This window comes from Pseudomonas sp. 05N431 (assembly GCF_056397005.1).
The window spans coordinates 404,611-418,779 of record NZ_JBFTMN010000003.1 but is presented as its reverse complement, the minus strand read 5'-3'; the positions used below and the strand labels follow the sequence as shown (position 1 = coordinate 418,779).

The 14,169-nt window shown below is 58.8% G+C and carries 13 protein-coding genes; 4 read left to right on the top strand and 9 right to left on the bottom strand.

Annotated elements, in window-relative coordinates; translation table 11 throughout:
* Position 1: 1 nt before the first annotated feature.
* The 3 genes from hda to AC1DIG_RS07385 all read right to left on the bottom strand — a co-directional run bounded on the left by hda (position 2) and on the right by AC1DIG_RS07385 (position 3,094).
* A complete protein-coding gene (gene hda / locus AC1DIG_RS07395; RefSeq protein ID WP_008033543.1) occupies positions 2-706 on the bottom strand; it encodes a DnaA regulatory inactivator Hda in 705 nt (234 codons plus the stop codon).
* Positions 707-938: 232 nt separating this feature from the next.
* Positions 939-2,009: an AI-2E family transporter gene (locus AC1DIG_RS07390; RefSeq protein WP_477766747.1), complete on the bottom strand. Its 1,071-nt coding sequence runs from the start codon at positions 2,007-2,009 to the stop codon at positions 939-941.
* 35 nt (positions 2,010-2,044) lie between these two features.
* Positions 2,045-3,094 (bottom strand): DUF2066 domain-containing protein, encoded by a 1,050-nt coding sequence (locus AC1DIG_RS07385; RefSeq protein WP_477766746.1) that lies wholly within the window; start codon positions 3,092-3,094, stop codon positions 2,045-2,047.
* A gap of 385 nt (positions 3,095-3,479) precedes the next feature.
* On the opposite strand from AC1DIG_RS07385, the gene purM reads away from it, so the two are divergent.
* The 3 genes from purM to AC1DIG_RS07370 are packed head-to-tail and all read left to right on the top strand — an operon-like array spanning position 3,480 to position 5,922.
* Positions 3,480-4,538: a phosphoribosylformylglycinamidine cyclo-ligase gene (gene purM, locus AC1DIG_RS07380; protein ID WP_145020505.1), complete on the top strand. Its 1,059-nt coding sequence runs from the start codon at positions 3,480-3,482 to the stop codon at positions 4,536-4,538.
* Positions 4,539-4,549: 11 nt separating this feature from the next.
* Positions 4,550-5,200, top strand: coding sequence for a phosphoribosylglycinamide formyltransferase (purN, locus tag AC1DIG_RS07375; protein WP_477766795.1), 651 nt, complete (start codon positions 4,550-4,552; stop codon positions 5,198-5,200).
* A gap of 8 nt (positions 5,201-5,208) precedes the next feature.
* Entirely contained in the window at positions 5,209-5,922 is a 714-nt protein-coding gene (locus AC1DIG_RS07370) for a DUF3108 domain-containing protein (protein ID WP_477766745.1), read from the top strand.
* An 80-nt stretch (positions 5,923-6,002) separates the two neighbouring features.
* On the opposite strand, the gene AC1DIG_RS07365 is transcribed toward AC1DIG_RS07370, so the two are convergent.
* Positions 6,003-7,172 (bottom strand): hypothetical protein, encoded by a 1,170-nt coding sequence (locus tag AC1DIG_RS07365; protein ID WP_477766744.1) that lies wholly within the window; start codon positions 7,170-7,172, stop codon positions 6,003-6,005.
* Positions 7,173-7,596: 424 nt separating this feature from the next.
* On the opposite strand from AC1DIG_RS07365, the gene AC1DIG_RS07360 reads away from it, so the two are divergent.
* A complete protein-coding gene (locus AC1DIG_RS07360; RefSeq protein WP_054593565.1) occupies positions 7,597-7,785 on the top strand; it encodes a hypothetical protein in 189 nt (62 codons plus the stop codon).
* 67 nt (positions 7,786-7,852) lie between these two features.
* Here the strand turns inward: AC1DIG_RS07360 and AC1DIG_RS07355 are convergent, their stop codons facing one another.
* The 5 genes from AC1DIG_RS07355 to cysM all read right to left on the bottom strand — a co-directional run bounded on the left by AC1DIG_RS07355 (position 7,853) and on the right by cysM (position 14,011).
* Positions 7,853-8,395, bottom strand: coding sequence for a DUF2058 domain-containing protein (locus AC1DIG_RS07355; RefSeq protein ID WP_477766743.1), 543 nt, complete (start codon positions 8,393-8,395; stop codon positions 7,853-7,855).
* A gap of 25 nt (positions 8,396-8,420) precedes the next feature.
* Positions 8,421-9,254: a nucleoside triphosphate pyrophosphohydrolase gene (mazG, locus tag AC1DIG_RS07350; protein ID WP_477766742.1), complete on the bottom strand. Its 834-nt coding sequence runs from the start codon at positions 9,252-9,254 to the stop codon at positions 8,421-8,423.
* Positions 9,255-9,391: 137 nt separating this feature from the next.
* Positions 9,392-11,635 (bottom strand): GTP diphosphokinase, encoded by a 2,244-nt coding sequence (gene relA / locus AC1DIG_RS07345; RefSeq protein WP_477766741.1) that lies wholly within the window; start codon positions 11,633-11,635, stop codon positions 9,392-9,394.
* A gap of 121 nt (positions 11,636-11,756) precedes the next feature.
* Positions 11,757-13,109 carry a 23S rRNA (uracil(1939)-C(5))-methyltransferase RlmD gene (gene rlmD, locus AC1DIG_RS07340; RefSeq protein ID WP_477766740.1) on the bottom strand — a complete coding sequence of 451 codons (1,353 nt, stop codon included), beginning with the start codon at positions 13,107-13,109 and terminating at the stop codon, positions 11,757-11,759.
* The gene (cysM, locus tag AC1DIG_RS07335) at positions 13,109-14,011 is read right to left on the bottom strand and encodes a cysteine synthase CysM (protein WP_477766739.1); all 903 of its coding nucleotides are present in this window, start codon (positions 14,009-14,011) and stop codon (positions 13,109-13,111) included. The genes rlmD and cysM overlap by 1 nt, the downstream gene beginning before the upstream one ends.
* Positions 14,012-14,169 lie beyond the last annotated feature (158 nt).

Here is a 14,169-nt window from a genome sequence, read left to right as displayed (position 1 = left end):
TTTACCAGCCCAGGGTTTCTTTGAGAAAGGGGATCGTCAGCTTGCGCTGAGCCTGCAGAGAAGCCTGATCCAGGCGCTCAAGGAGCTCGAACAACGCGCTCATGCTGCGAGTACCGCGCGTCAAAATAAAATGCCCGACTTCGTCGGTCAGGTGCAGACCACGACGAGACGCGCGCAATTGCAACGCACGCAACTTGTCTTCATCGGACAGTGGTCGCATCTGAAAAATCAGCGCCAGGGTCAAGCGGGACTTGAGGTCTGCCAGTTTTACCGGCAACTCGCGTGGCGAGGTCGAAGCGGCGATCAGCAGGCGCCGACCGCTGTCTCGCAGGCGATTGAACAGATGGAACAACGCCTCTTCCCAATCAGCCCGCCCTGCGACTGCCTGCAAGTCATCCAGGCAGACCAGTTCGTACTGTTCAAGGTTGTCGAGGATTTCGATACCGCGATCCAGCAACTCGGCCAACGGCAGGTACACCGCGGGCTCCCCCAACTGCTCGAAGCGCAAGCACGCGGCTTGCAGCAAGTGCGTACGCCCTACACCGTCCTTGCCCCAGAGATAGATCAGGCTTTCGGTCCAGCCGGCGTCGGCTTCGCACAGCCGCTCGACATAGCCGAGTGCAGCGGCATTGGCGCCAGGGTAGTAGTTGATAAAGGTAGCGTCATCACGCAGACGCACACCTAGGGGCAGCTGAATCGGTTTCATGCTGACTGAACAGTTCAAACGAACCGTTAGTGGCCTCTGTGTAAAGTTTGCAAAGTTTATACCCGTGACGCCAGCCGCACAATGCGGCAGACCATAAGCAAAATCAAAGGTTTGCGTTAACTTGCGGGGATCGCCGAGGTTTGTTTGACGGCGTATGTGACAGCCGGGAGAGTTTTACAGGCTCGCCCGGCAATCCGCCGGGCGTCCTTGGGCACTTAATCGACAGGGCTGATCAATCCGAATCATCCACACCGCTGTACATGCCAGAATCTTTATATAAATCATGTAGATGGCGAACAAGCACCATGATGACCGCCGCCACTGGCAATGCCAGCAGGATCCCGGTGAAACCGAACAGCTCTCCACCCGCGAGAATCGCAAAGATCACCGCCACCGGGTGCAGACCAATCCGGTCTCCCACCAACAACGGCGTCAGCACCATGCCTTCCAGCGCCTGACCGACCATGAACACCGCGACAATCCCGATCATCGGATACAGGTCGCCACCAAACTGAAACAACCCGGCGATCAACGCCGCGCCAATCCCGATCACAAATCCCATGTACGGCACGATCGCTGCCAGACCGGCAATCAGACCGATCAACAGCCCGAGTTCCAGCCCGACCAGCATCAGGCCCGCCGCGTAGATCACACCCAATGCCAGCATCACCAGCAACTGCCCACGAACAAATGCGCCAAGCACCTCGTGACACTCGTCCGCCAGCGATACCACACGCTCCTCACGGTCACGCGGCAACAGGCTGCGGATCTTCGCCATCATCAAGTCCCAATCGCGCAACAGGTAAAAACTCACCACCGGGATCAACACCAGATTGGCCAGCCATCCGATCAATGCCAAACCCGATGCGGTGGCCTGGCTCAGCACGATACCGACGATATCAGTGGCCTGCCCCATGTGCTCGGTGATCGCGGCCTTGACCTTGTCGAACTTCCAGAACCCATTCGCCAACCCGAATTTCGACTGCGCCCAGGGCATCGCCGTGTGCTGCAACCAATCGAGCATTTGTGGTGCCAGTTCATACAAGCGGAACAGCTGCTTGGCCAGCATTGGCACCAACACCAGCAACAACGTCATGACGACCAAGGTGAACAGCGCGAACACTGCGACCACCCCCCAGGTTCGCGACAGCCCGAATGCCTCCAGGCGATCCACCAGCGGATCGAACAGATAGGCGAGCAACAGCGCCACCAGGAACGGTGTAAGGATCGGATGCAACAGGTACACAAATGCGCACAGCAGGGCTATCCCACCAAGCCACACCCAACGCCGTGTATCGGCCATGAATCACTCCAGCTTCTATATAAAGAAAGAAAAATCTACCAACGGAAACTCAACTGCGCTTTGGGCGCAGGTACCGGGGCGACCGCAGGTGCCACACTGCTGACCGCAGGCTGAACCGGTGCAGACGCAACGCCCGCCGACACTTCTTGCAACTTCGCCAGACTCAACTGCGCTCGCAGTTGATCGGCACTGCCGTTGACGCGATACACGATCCGGTCACCATCGACACTTTGCAAGTGCGCACCAAATGGCTCCAGCAAGCGCCCCAGTACCGCGTAGCGCTCCAGATTCATGCCTTGCACCTCAAGCACCTGCTCGCTGGATGCTCCCGGCCTGGCAACGAAACGCGGCGCCAGGCGCTGACTCACCGCCAGCAATACCGCATCGGCCACGGCCGCACTGTCGGCCCCTTGCACGCTGCCTTGCTCGCGCTGGTCACCCAGCCATAAATGCCACTTGGCCTGCCACTGACCGCCCTCTTCCCGCGCATGCACGGCCAACAGGGCGTCCGCGCCGTAACGTTCAGAGATGCCATGCAGCGGCGCCGGATCATTGCCTTCCAGATGCGGCGCGGTGGCGACGATCTGCTCGTTCAGGTCACCCAGCGGCAGGCGCAACGGCAGCCCCCGATGCTGTGCAGCCCGCCGCAATGGCGCGGCACTGGCCTGACCGTCGCCCACCAGGCTTGAGCCTTCGGTCGAATCGTTCAGCCACCAACCGAGAATCGACGGCCGATTGGCGCCCCACAGGGCCAGCCCGGCCTGACGCAGCGCCCGATCGGTGCTGACTGGATCGAAATCGACTTGCAGGCTTTCCGGCGGCCCGGCGTCATAGCCGTATCGGCTGATGATCTGCTGCGGGTCCTTGCGAAGCGCCGCCAGCCCTGGACTCTGCGCGGCCTTGGCGTCACCGGTCAGACGCAGCACCAGGGTATCCAGCGCACGCTGGGTGGCCTGATCGCGCTCTTCCGGCGCCTGACTGCTGACCGGCTCGCGCACCTGATAGAGACCGTTAACGGTTTGGGCATGACTCGCCAGGCTGACCAACGACAAACAGCCCACAAACAGTAATTTACACAAACGCATGGAGAATTCCCGACGACAAAAAGCGGCTGGAACAGACCGCATGAACAGACTTGAGCAAGGCTGTGACCCCCGGCCTGCGCAAAACATTCACGCAATCGATGGAAGTTTTCACTCTGTCATAACGATAGCCGGTTACCGGCTATACCTTATACAGCCACGAGCGAGGTCACCAGTTCGGGCATTTTCGGTTTTTTTAACACGATATGCCTCTGCCCGTCGGCCCGAGGATGGCCGCTGCCCCTCAAGCCTGATAAAATCGCGCGCCTTCGTAGACCGGCAACGGCTGGGTACTCTGAAATACTCGCGCGGCAATCGCGCCACACGTATTTCAGTGCACTCGCCGAACTCGGTCGTTACCCCTGAATCCCCCCTAAAGGCCTGGATCATGAGCAAGCAACCCTCCCTGAGCTACAAGGACGCCGGTGTAGACATCGACGCCGGTGAAGCATTGGTCGAACGCATCAAGAGCGTCGCCAAGCGCACTGCGCGCCCGGAAGTCATGGGCGGCCTGGGCGGTTTCGGCGCCCTCTGCGAAATCCCGGCTGGCTACAAGCAGCCCGTGCTGGTATCCGGCACCGACGGCGTTGGCACCAAGCTGCGCCTGGCTCTGAACCTGAACAAGCATGACAGCATCGGTATCGACCTGGTTGCCATGTGCGTCAACGACCTGGTGGTCTGCGGTGCCGAACCGCTGTTCTTCCTCGACTACTACGCCACCGGCAAACTGAACGTCGACACCGCCGCTCAAGTCGTCACCGGCATCGGTGCTGGCTGCGAACTGTCCGGCTGCTCGCTGGTGGGCGGTGAAACCGCTGAAATGCCTGGCATGTACGAAGGCGAAGACTACGACCTGGCCGGCTTCTGCGTGGGCGTGGTCGAGAAGTCGGAAATCATCGACGGTTCGAAAGTCGCCGCTGGCGATGCCCTGCTCGCCCTGCCGTCTTCCGGCCCGCACTCCAACGGCTACTCGCTGATCCGCAAGATCATCGAAGTGTCCGGTGCAGACATCGAAAACATCCAGCTCGACGGCAAGCCGCTGACCGACCTGCTGATGGCGCCAACCCGTATCTACGTCAAGCCGCTGCTCAAGCTGATCAAAGACACTGGCGCAGTCAAAGCCATGGCCCACATCACCGGTGGTGGCCTGCTCGACAACATCCCGCGCGTTCTGCCAAAAGGCGCTCAGGCGGTGGTTGACGTGGCAAGCTGGACCCGTCCGGCGGTGTTCGACTGGCTGCAAGAGAAAGGCAACGTCGACGAAACCGAAATGCACCGCGTGCTGAACTGCGGCGTCGGCATGGTGATCTGCGTGGCTCAAGAACACGTTGAAACCGCGCTGAACGTACTGCGTGAAGCCGGCGAGCAGCCTTGGGTCATCGGTCAGATCGCTACCGCTGCCGAAGGTGCGGCACAGGTTGAGCTGAAGAACCTCAAGGCGCATTGATGCAAGAGCAAATGCCCGCAACCTGTGATGTCGTGGTGCTGTTGTCCGGCACCGGCAGTAACTTGCAGGCCTTGATCGACGACGCGCAAAACGCGGACAACCCTGTACGCATTTGCGCCGTCATCTCGAACCGCGCTGACGCCTATGGCCTTCAGCGCGCCAGGGATGCGGGTATCGACACCCGCACCCTGGATCACAAGGCTTTCGAAGGTCGCGAGGCCTTCGATACCGCCTTGATCGAATTGATCGACGCCTTCCAACCCAAGCTTGTGGTACTGGCCGGATTCATGCGTATTCTCAGCGCTGATTTCGTCCGTCACTATCAGGGTCGCCTGCTCAATATCCATCCTTCGCTGCTACCCAAATACAAAGGGTTACACACTCATCAGCGAGCGCTGGAAGCCGGCGACACCGAACATGGCTGCAGCGTGCACTTCGTCACCGAGGAACTCGATGGCGGACCACTGGTCGTACAGGCAGTAATACCGGTAGAGTTGCACGATTCGCCGCAAAGTCTGGCGCAACGGGTTCACGCCCGCGAACACCAGATTTACCCGATGGCCGTACGCTGGTTTGCCGAGGGCCGACTGAGCCTTGGCGAACAGGGTGCTTTACTGGATGGTCAGTTACTCGCGGCCAGCGGTCACTTGATTCGAAACTAGGAGATTTTATGCGTCGCGCCCTGCTCTTCGCTTGTGCTCTGCTCGCCCTGCCCCTTGCGCAGGCGGCAGACCTTCAACCGTTCTCCGCCAGCTACACCGCCGACTGGAAGCAGCTCCCGATGAGCGGCTCGGCCGAACGCAGCCTGTCGAAAAATGACAACGGCTCCTGGACCTTGAATTTCAAGGCCTCCATGCTGGTCGCCAGTCTGACCGAGGAAAGTACCCTGAAGCTGGACAAGGACACCTTGCTGCCTCAGTCATATCGCTTCGAACGCGGTGGCCTGGGCAAAGCCAAGAAGGTCAATCTGGACTTCGACTGGACCACCAAGATGGTCACCGGCACCGATCGCGGCGATCCGGTCAAGGTACCGCTCAACACCGGCATGCTGGACAAGTCCACCTACCAACTGGCCTTGCAGCGCGATGTAGCCGCCGGCAAGAAAAGCATGAGCTACCAAGTGGTCGAAGGTGAAGACACCGACACCTACGATTTCCGCGTGATCGGCTCAGAGAAAGTCCAGACCAAGGCCGGCTCGGTCGATGCGATCAAGGTCGAACGTGTCCGCGACCCGACACAGAACAAGCGCATCACCGAAATGTGGTTCGCCAAGGACTGGGGCTACATCCTGGTAGCCCTGCGCCAAGTCGAGACCGACGGCAAGGAGTACAACATCATGCTCCTCGACGGTACGGTTGACGGCAAGGCTGTCAAAGGCAGCTGATCTGGCTCAAATGAGAAGCCCCGCTGAATGCGGGGCTTTTTTTCGTCTGCTTGATGGACATACCAAACAGGTGGAGCGTTTCAGGTGAGGAGGCCATTAAGCCGTGCCGAATAGTAAGTTAGTGCGGACGCAGTAGTTACCCAGCGCCCACTGGGCTGGAGCACACTATCGGTAGCCCTTCCAGAATGATAGATAAGTCCTGACCAACCAAATGTAGTGTCACGATCTCCCTGCGACAAGAACCGCGTGCACACCTGATCCACTACATTCCCTCCAGAATTCCCTACAACCAGTAGCTTTTGATCATCCTGCTCGCAGATTGACCACCATGTGCCGAGAAGCTCTCGGGTTATGATCTGCACGCCATTATTGAATAACTGATCGGGCTTACCGTCCTCATCGAGCCCCACCAGCAGAGCGCCAGAACTACCGGCCTTACCAATGCAACGAAGGCGGCCGTCAGCTAATACCAACAATTTGCTGAAAAAATAGTCTGCACCAAGCGCTCCAATCAGTGCAAAACCTTCATCCCCAAACCCCGTGTCCACCCCGCCAATGGTATCAACCCCAATCACAGCAGCCTGGCCTGAGGAAGATGCTCCAACCACAAGAATACGGCCACTGGGCTGCACGTCGACATGCCTCAAGTCGAACTCGTGGTCTGCGTGGGAGAGTTCGACAACACCGTCGTCACCAAACCCAGGGTCAAACTCTCCACTCTGCAAGAGCCTGACCAGCAGAATCTTAAGCTCCTTGGTAGCAGTTATACGGTATCCACAAATCACGAGTATCTTGCCATCGCGCTGCAGGCACCCGCTGGTTCGATGTATATCAATATTAACGTCCGGGAATAGCTGCAGTATCACCCGACCGAAAACCAGATCCGGACTTCCAGAGGTGTTCAAGCGTGCCAATGCAGGCTGGCCACGCAGAATATTGAGATAATTATTCCCCACCAGCAGGATTTTCCCATCGGCCTGAAGCAATGCCTTGCCTAGAATTGAAGATTGCCCGTCTTTAAATTGCCAACGCACCTCCCCATCAGTACCAAAATCAGTATCCAGCTTGCCATTTACGTCTGTCCGACAAAGACAGAACTGAGGGTCCGCCCGTACCGCAAACGTCAACGAGCCGGCCTGATCCACTATCAGCGAAACCGCGTCATTAGTCTTTGAGGGCAGCGCAAATATGCCTTCATCTGCAAACGAATGATCCCGCTCGCCACTTACCGCCACTTTGAATGCCGTCATGGCTCATCTCCTTAAAGTGGAAAAAGCACATCACACACAGACAAAGTCACGGGTTCATGACCCATCGCCCCTTACTGTGCAAAGAAAGGACTTCGTGCTGTCGACTCGATTCAAGCACGCATAAGCAGGCGCCAATAGCTGTAAAAAGTGTCAGCTAGTCGCATGTGCAATCCTGTGATAGTGGCTATACAGGCAGACTAAAGAGACCTTTCGAGCAGAGTCAAAACACGCCAACAGATGAAATTTTTGTCATAAAACTCAACACCCTGCGACCGAATGTCACGGCCTGCAAGGGCTGCAGGATTTTTTCAATTTCTGCAAAAGATCGTTACCGGCCGAAGGCATTTACTTAGCAAGCTAACAAAACATATAACAAAGGCCTGCACACGCCTTGCTGCAGAACAATTGAGATTGGAGCCAGCAGATGACTGTAAAAGTAACTGAACGCGACGATTCACATAAATCCCACGAAGGCGTAGCCGCCGGTATCCGGATCTGGGACGTCTATCAACAAGACATGCTGGTGGGAATGTTCCATTCCGAGAGCGATGCCCACAGCTACAAGGCCGAACTGGAAAATCTGGAACAGCAACGAGACGCCCGTTCCGTGTAATAACAGCATTGAAAACAACAAACCCCGCCAATGAGCGGGGTTTGTCGTTGTTGCAACCTCTAAAGGCTTACCACATCAGATCGTCAGGGATCTGATAGGCCGCGTACGGATCGTCTTCGGCGCTGACTTCTTCTGTCTTCACATTCAGCTGCACGATGCGCTGTGGATCGCGCTCCTGGATCTTCAGGGCCGCTTCACGCGGGATCACTTCGTAGCCGCCGGCGTGATGCACGATCGCCAGGGAACCACTGCTGAGCTTGTTGCGCATCAGGGTGTTGACGGAGATGCGCTTGACCTTCTTGTCGTCCACGAAGTTGTAGTAGTCGTCGGTGGTCAGCTTCGGCAGGCGCGAGACTTCGATCAATTGCTTGACCTGCGCCGCGCGAGCCTTCTGCTCGACTTTTTCCTGCTGCTGGCGATTGAGTTCCTGGTCGCGCTTGACCTTCTCGGCCATGGCTTCCTGGGCCGCACGCTGCTGGGAATCATCGAGTTCGATCTGACCTTTATGGGCCAGACGTTGCTGCTTCTGTTTTTCTTTGCCGACCTGTTTGGCCTGCTTTTGGTTGACCAGCCCTGCTTTGAGCAACTGGTCGCGAAGGGAAAGGCTCATGGTGCTTACTCACTTAGGCAACAGCTCAGCCGCAGCTGGGCAAATTCTTTTCCTGACGTTTGGCTTCGCCCCACAAGGCGTCCAACTCTTCGAGGGTGCAATCTTCTATGGGACGACGGGTGTCGCGCAATGCCTGTTCGATAAATCGGAAGCGTCTTTCAAACTTGCTGTTGGCGCCGCGCAATGCACTTTCGGGATCGACCTTGAGGTGACGCGCCAGGTTGACCACGGAAAACAGCAGATCGCCGACTTCGTCACTGATCGCCGTCGCGTCGTTATCCGCCATGGCTTCAAGCACTTCATCAAGCTCTTCGCGGACCTTATCGAGCACCGGCAATGCATCCGGCCAGTCGAAACCCACCTGCCCCGCGCGCTTTTGCAGCTTGGCCGAACGGGACAATGCGGGCAGCGCTGCTGGCACATCATCGAGCAAGGACAATTGTTCAGGGGCCTGGGACTTCTCGGCCCGCTCCTCGGCCTTGATCTCCTCCCAGCGCTGTTTGACCTGCTCCTCACTGAGGCGCGGGATATCCAGCGGCGCGTACAGATCACCGGTCGGGAATACGTGGGGATGACGACGAATCAGTTTGCGGGTGATGCTGTCGACCACGCCAATGAACTCGAAACGCCCCTCCTCCCGCGCCAGTTGGCTGTAATACACCACCTGGAACAGCAGATCGCCCAACTCACCCTGCAAATGATCGAAGTCGCCGCGCTCGATGGCGTCGGCCACCTCATAGGCTTCTTCCAGAGTGTGCGGGACGATGGTCTGGTAGGTTTGTTTGATATCCCACGGACAGCCGAACTGCGGATCCCGCAGCCGGTTCATCAGGTGTAGCAAGTCTTGAAGTGAATACATCTATCAATCTCTTCACAAAACCCATGTGGGAGCGAGCTTGCTCGCGATAGGGCCGGCACATCCAGCATAACTGTTGACTGGACAACCGCCATCGCGAGCAAGCTCGCTCCCACATGAAGCAGCTTCCACACCGATCGTCACGGGGTGCGGTTACGCCGGGTTTCGATGATGTTCGGCAACTGGGAAATACGCCCCAACAATCGCCCCAATGCGTCCAGCCCCGGAATCTCGATGGTCAGGGACATCAACGCGGTGTTGTCCTCTTTGTTCGAGCGGGTGTTGACCGCCAGCACGTTGATCCGCTCATTGAGCAGCACTTGCGATACGTCACGCAGCAGACCGGAACGGTCGTAGGCACGAATGATGATGTCCACCGGATAGGTCAACACCGGCACCGGGCCCCAACTGACCTGGATGATCCGCTCAGGCTCGCGCCCGGCCAGTTGCAGCACCGAGGCGCAGTCCTGGCGGTGAATGCTGACACCGCGGCCCTGGGTGATGTAGCCAACGATCGCATCGCCCGGCAACGGCTGGCAGCAGCCGGCCATTTGGGTCATCAGGTTGCCGACGCCCTGAATCTGGATGTCGCCGCGCTTACCCGGCTTGTAGCCAGTGGCTTTGCGCGGGATCAGTTCCAGCTGTTCGTTGCCGCGTTCCGGCTCGACCAGTTGCTGCGCCAGGTTGACCAGTTGCGCCAGGCGCAAATCGCCGGCACCCAAGGCTGCAAACATATCCTCGGCGGTTTTCATGTTGGCCTTGTCGGCCAGCTTTTCGAAATCCACCTGCGGCAGACCGAGGCGATTGAGTTCGCGCTCGAACAGGGTTTTACCGGCCGCAACGTTCTGGTCACGTGCCTGCAATTTGAACCAGTGGACGATTTTCGCCCGCGCTCGCGAGGTGGTGATGTAGCCCAGGTTCGGGTTCAGCCAGTCGCGGCTCGGCGTGCCGTGTTTGCTGGTGATGATCTCGACCTGCTCACCGGTCTGCAGGCTGTAGTTGAGCGGAACGATCCGCCCGTTGATCTTCGCGCCCCGGCAGTTGTGACCGATTTCGGTGTGTACGCGGTAGGCGAAGTCCAGCGGTGTGGCGCCTTTTGGCAAGTCGATCGCGTGACCGTCGGGGGTGAAGATGTACACCCGATCCGGCTCGATATCGACCCGCAGCTGTTCCGCCAGACCGCCAATATCGCCCAGCTCTTCGTGCCACTCGAGCACCTGACGCAGCCAGGAGATTTTCTCTTCGTAGTGATTGGAGCCGGATTTGACGTCGGTGCCCTTGTAGCGCCAGTGCGCGCAAACGCCCAACTCGGCCTCTTCGTGCATCGCGTGGGTGCGGATCTGCACTTCCAGCACCTTGCCTTCAGGACCGATGACCGCCGTGTGCAACGAGCGGTAGCCGTTCTCTTTCGGGTTGGCGATGTAGTCGTCGAATTCTTTCGGGATGTGCCGCCACAAGGTGTGGACGATGCCCAGCGCGGTGTAGCAGTCGCGCATTTCCGGCACCAGCACGCGCACCGCACGCACGTCGTAGATCTGGCTGAACTCCAGACCCTTGCGCTGCATTTTGCGCCAGATCGAATAGATGTGTTTGGCCCGGCCGCTGATGTCGGCATCGACGCCGGTGGCCTGCAATTCGGCCTGTAACTGGTTCATCACATCACTGATGAACCGCTCGCGATCAAGGCGCCGCTCGTGCAGCAACTTGGCGATCTGCTTGTATTGGTCAGGCTCCAGGTAACGGAAGGACAAGTCCTCCAGCTCCCATTTGATATGACCGATGCCAAGACGGTGAGCCAGCGGCGCATAGATGTCGAAGACTTCCCGGGCGACCCGGTTGCGCTTTTCGTCATCGGCGGTTTTCACCGCACGGATCGCGCAGGTGCGCTCGGCCAGTTTGATCAGTGCCACGCGCACGTCGTCGACCATGGCCACGAGCATCTTGCGCAGGTTTTCCACCTGGCCCTGAGAGCCCAGCACCAACGATTGGCGCGGGCTCAGGCTGGCGCTGATCGCCGCCATGCGCTGCACGCCATCGATCAGTTTGGCAACCACCGGACCAAAGCGCTGGCTGACAGCCGGCAGCGGGATATGACCTTCGCGTACGCCACGGTAAAGGATCGCCGCGACCAGAGAATCCTGATCGAGCTTGAGGTCGGCGAGAATCTCTGCGATCTCAAGGCCCGTACGAAAACTCGACGTACCTTCGGACCAGAGATTCTTCGCCGCTTTGTCTTGCTGTTCGGCCTGACGAGCGAACTCGCAGGCTTCTTTCAAGGCTTCGCGATCCAGTGCCGGATCGACACTGACCGCATGATCGAGCCAAGCCTCGAGATTGATACTGCCGTCGGTATTGATCGGCTGGTGTGCTCTCACCTGTACCATCTTGCTTACCTTCCCTACGACGCAGATTCAATGCGTCAAATCGCTGACCTTCGTTGCTCATGCACCCTGCCGGGCTGAAGGGCTGATGCATGAGCGGTCTGGTCGGACCAGACGAGCCATCCTAGCTCGCTTCAAATAACGCCATGGCCTCGACATGTGCCGTCTGAGGAAACATATCGAGGATCCCGGCACGTTTTAACCGGTAGCCCTGCTTGATCAGTTCGACCGTGTCGCGGGCCAAAGTTGCCGGGTTGCACGACACATAAACCAAGCGCTTGGCACCCAGCGATGCGAGTGTGCGCACCACCTCGAAAGCACCGTCGCGCGGTGGGTCCAAGAGTACCGCAGAAAAGCCCTCGCTGGCCCATTTGGCATCAGCCAAAGGCTGGGATAAATCGGCCTGAAAAAACTTCGCGTTATGCAGATTGTTGCTAGCGGCATTCGCAGCTGCGCGCTCGACCATGGTCTGCACGCCTTCGACCGCCACCACTTCACGAACTTGCTGCGCCAGCGGCAAGGCAAAGTTGCCCAGGCCGCAGAACAGATCGAGCACGCGTTCGTCAGCGGCAGGCTTCAGCCATTCCAGCGCCTGGGCGACCATCGCTTCGTTGACCCCGGCGTTCACCTGAATGAAGTCACCCGGACGATACGCCAGCTCCAGATTCCATTGCTCAAGCCGGTAACCCAACGCCTGATCGGCATCGACCGGTTGCGGCTCGCCTTCGCCATGCAGCCACAATTGGGCATCATGGAATGCGCAGAATTCCTTGAGGATGCTCAGGTCGTTTTCAGACAGTGGCGCCATGTGGCGCAACAACAGTGCCAGGGATGAACCGGCGAACAATTCCACATGACCCAACGCTTGAGGCTTGCTCAAACGCCGGAGCATTTCCGGCAAGCCGCTCATGATCGGCTGCAAGGGCTGTACCAGCACCGGGCAATCATTGATGCCGACGATGTCCTGGCTGCCGGCGGCACGAAAACCGACTTCGAGTTTTTTTGCCTTCACGTCCCAGCGCACCGCCACTCGGGCGCGACGTCGGTAGGCGAACTCAGGACCGCTCAAGGGCTCTGCCCATTGCTCCGGTTCGACACCGGCCACCCGCGACAACTGCTCGGCGAGCATGCGCTGTTTCAGGGCGAGCTGTTCGTTGTGGGGCAGATGCTGCACGCTGCAACCGCCGCAGCGCCCGGCATGAGCGCACGGCGCCGGACGACGCAATTGATTGGCGACGAAGACCCGTTCGGTGCGCGCCTCGACGACTTTGCCATGGGCACCCAGGACGCGAGCTTCGACTTCTTCACCGGCCAGTGCACCGATGACGAACCAGGTACGACCTTCGAAAAACGCGATACCGCGACCGTCATTGGCCAGGCGCTCGATGGTCAAGCGCTGCTTTTTGCCGGTCGGGACTTGCGGGGCCTTGCTGCCGCCAGTGGGTTGGAAGCGCAGGCCTCTCTCTTGCTTCGCCATCAGTTGGGCGCGTCGAAAATGCCGGTCGACAAGTAACGGTCGCCACGGTCACAAATGATCGCGACCATCACCGCGTTTTCGACTTCTTTGGACAGGCGCAGCATCGCTGCTACAGCACCACCCGAGGACACGCCACAGAAGATGCCTTCTTCGCGCGCCAGACGACGGGTCACGTCTTCGGCTTCGCTTTGGGCCATGTCGACGATGCGGTCAACCCGATCGGCTTGATAGATCTTCGGCAGGTATTCCTGCGGCCAGCGACGGATACCCGGAATCGCCGAGCCTTCCATCGGTTGCAGGCCGACGATCTGCACGGCCGAATTCTGTTCTTTCAGGTAACGCGAGACACCCATGATGGTGCCCGTGGTGCCCATGGAACTGATGAAATGGGTAATGCTGCCCTGAGTCTGGCGCCAGATTTCCGGGCCGGTACCGGTGTAATGCGCCTCGGGGTTGTCGCCGTTGGCGAACTGGTCGAGCACCTTGCCGCGACCCTCAGCCTGCATCCGCTCGGCGAGGTCACGAGCACCTTCCATGCCCTCCTCCTGGCTGACCAGAATCAGCTCGGCGCCATAGGCGGTCATTGCGGCCTTGCGCTCGGCGCTGGAGTTGTCGGGCATGATCAGGATCATCTTGTAACCCTTGATCGCTGCGGCCATGGCCAGGGCAATCCCGGTATTGCCGGAGGTCGCCTCGATCAGCGTATCGCCGGCATGGATCTGCCCACGCAGCTCGGCACGGGTAATCATCGACAGCGCCGGACGGTCCTTGACCGAACCCGCCGGGTTATTACCCTCGAGCTTGAGCAGCAGGGTGTTGCTGGTGGCGCCGGGCAGGCGCTGCAAACGAACCAGCGGAGTGTTGCCGACGCAATCGGCGATGGTGGGGTACTGCAAGGTCATGGCGTATTCGCAATCCAGACAGCGGGGGCGACCATCATACCGGCAAACGTGCGCAGGCCATATCACGCAAAGTGTGGTGCTTATGGCTAATGGGAATAAGCGCTGTTTTTGTGCTGGTTTGCAGATTGCCATCGCGAGCAAGCTCGCTCCCACATTGG

Coding starts and splice junctions, on each gene's coding strand:
- hda (WP_008033543.1), bottom strand. CDS start 706: ATGAAACCGATTCAGCTGCCCCTAGGTGTGCGTCTGCGTGATGACGCT.
- AC1DIG_RS07390 (WP_477766747.1), bottom strand. CDS start 2,009: ATGGCCGATACACGGCGTTGGGTGTGGCTTGGTGGGATAGCCCTGCTG.
- AC1DIG_RS07385 (WP_477766746.1), bottom strand. CDS start 3,094: ATGCGTTTGTGTAAATTACTGTTTGTGGGCTGTTTGTCGTTGGTCAGC.
- purM (WP_145020505.1), top strand. CDS start 3,480: ATGAGCAAGCAACCCTCCCTGAGCTACAAGGACGCCGGTGTAGACATC.
- purN (WP_477766795.1), top strand. CDS start 4,550: ATGCCCGCAACCTGTGATGTCGTGGTGCTGTTGTCCGGCACCGGCAGT.
- AC1DIG_RS07370 (WP_477766745.1), top strand. CDS start 5,209: ATGCGTCGCGCCCTGCTCTTCGCTTGTGCTCTGCTCGCCCTGCCCCTT.
- AC1DIG_RS07365 (WP_477766744.1), bottom strand. CDS start 7,172: ATGACGGCATTCAAAGTGGCGGTAAGTGGCGAGCGGGATCATTCGTTT.
- AC1DIG_RS07360 (WP_054593565.1), top strand. CDS start 7,597: ATGACTGTAAAAGTAACTGAACGCGACGATTCACATAAATCCCACGAA.
- AC1DIG_RS07355 (WP_477766743.1), bottom strand. CDS start 8,395: ATGAGCCTTTCCCTTCGCGACCAGTTGCTCAAAGCAGGGCTGGTCAAC.
- mazG (WP_477766742.1), bottom strand. CDS start 9,254: ATGTATTCACTTCAAGACTTGCTACACCTGATGAACCGGCTGCGGGAT.
- relA (WP_477766741.1), bottom strand. CDS start 11,635: ATGGTACAGGTGAGAGCACACCAGCCGATCAATACCGACGGCAGTATC.
- rlmD (WP_477766740.1), bottom strand. CDS start 13,109: ATGGCGAAGCAAGAGAGAGGCCTGCGCTTCCAACCCACTGGCGGCAGC.
- cysM (WP_477766739.1), bottom strand. CDS start 14,011: ATGACCTTGCAGTACCCCACCATCGCCGATTGCGTCGGCAACACTCCG.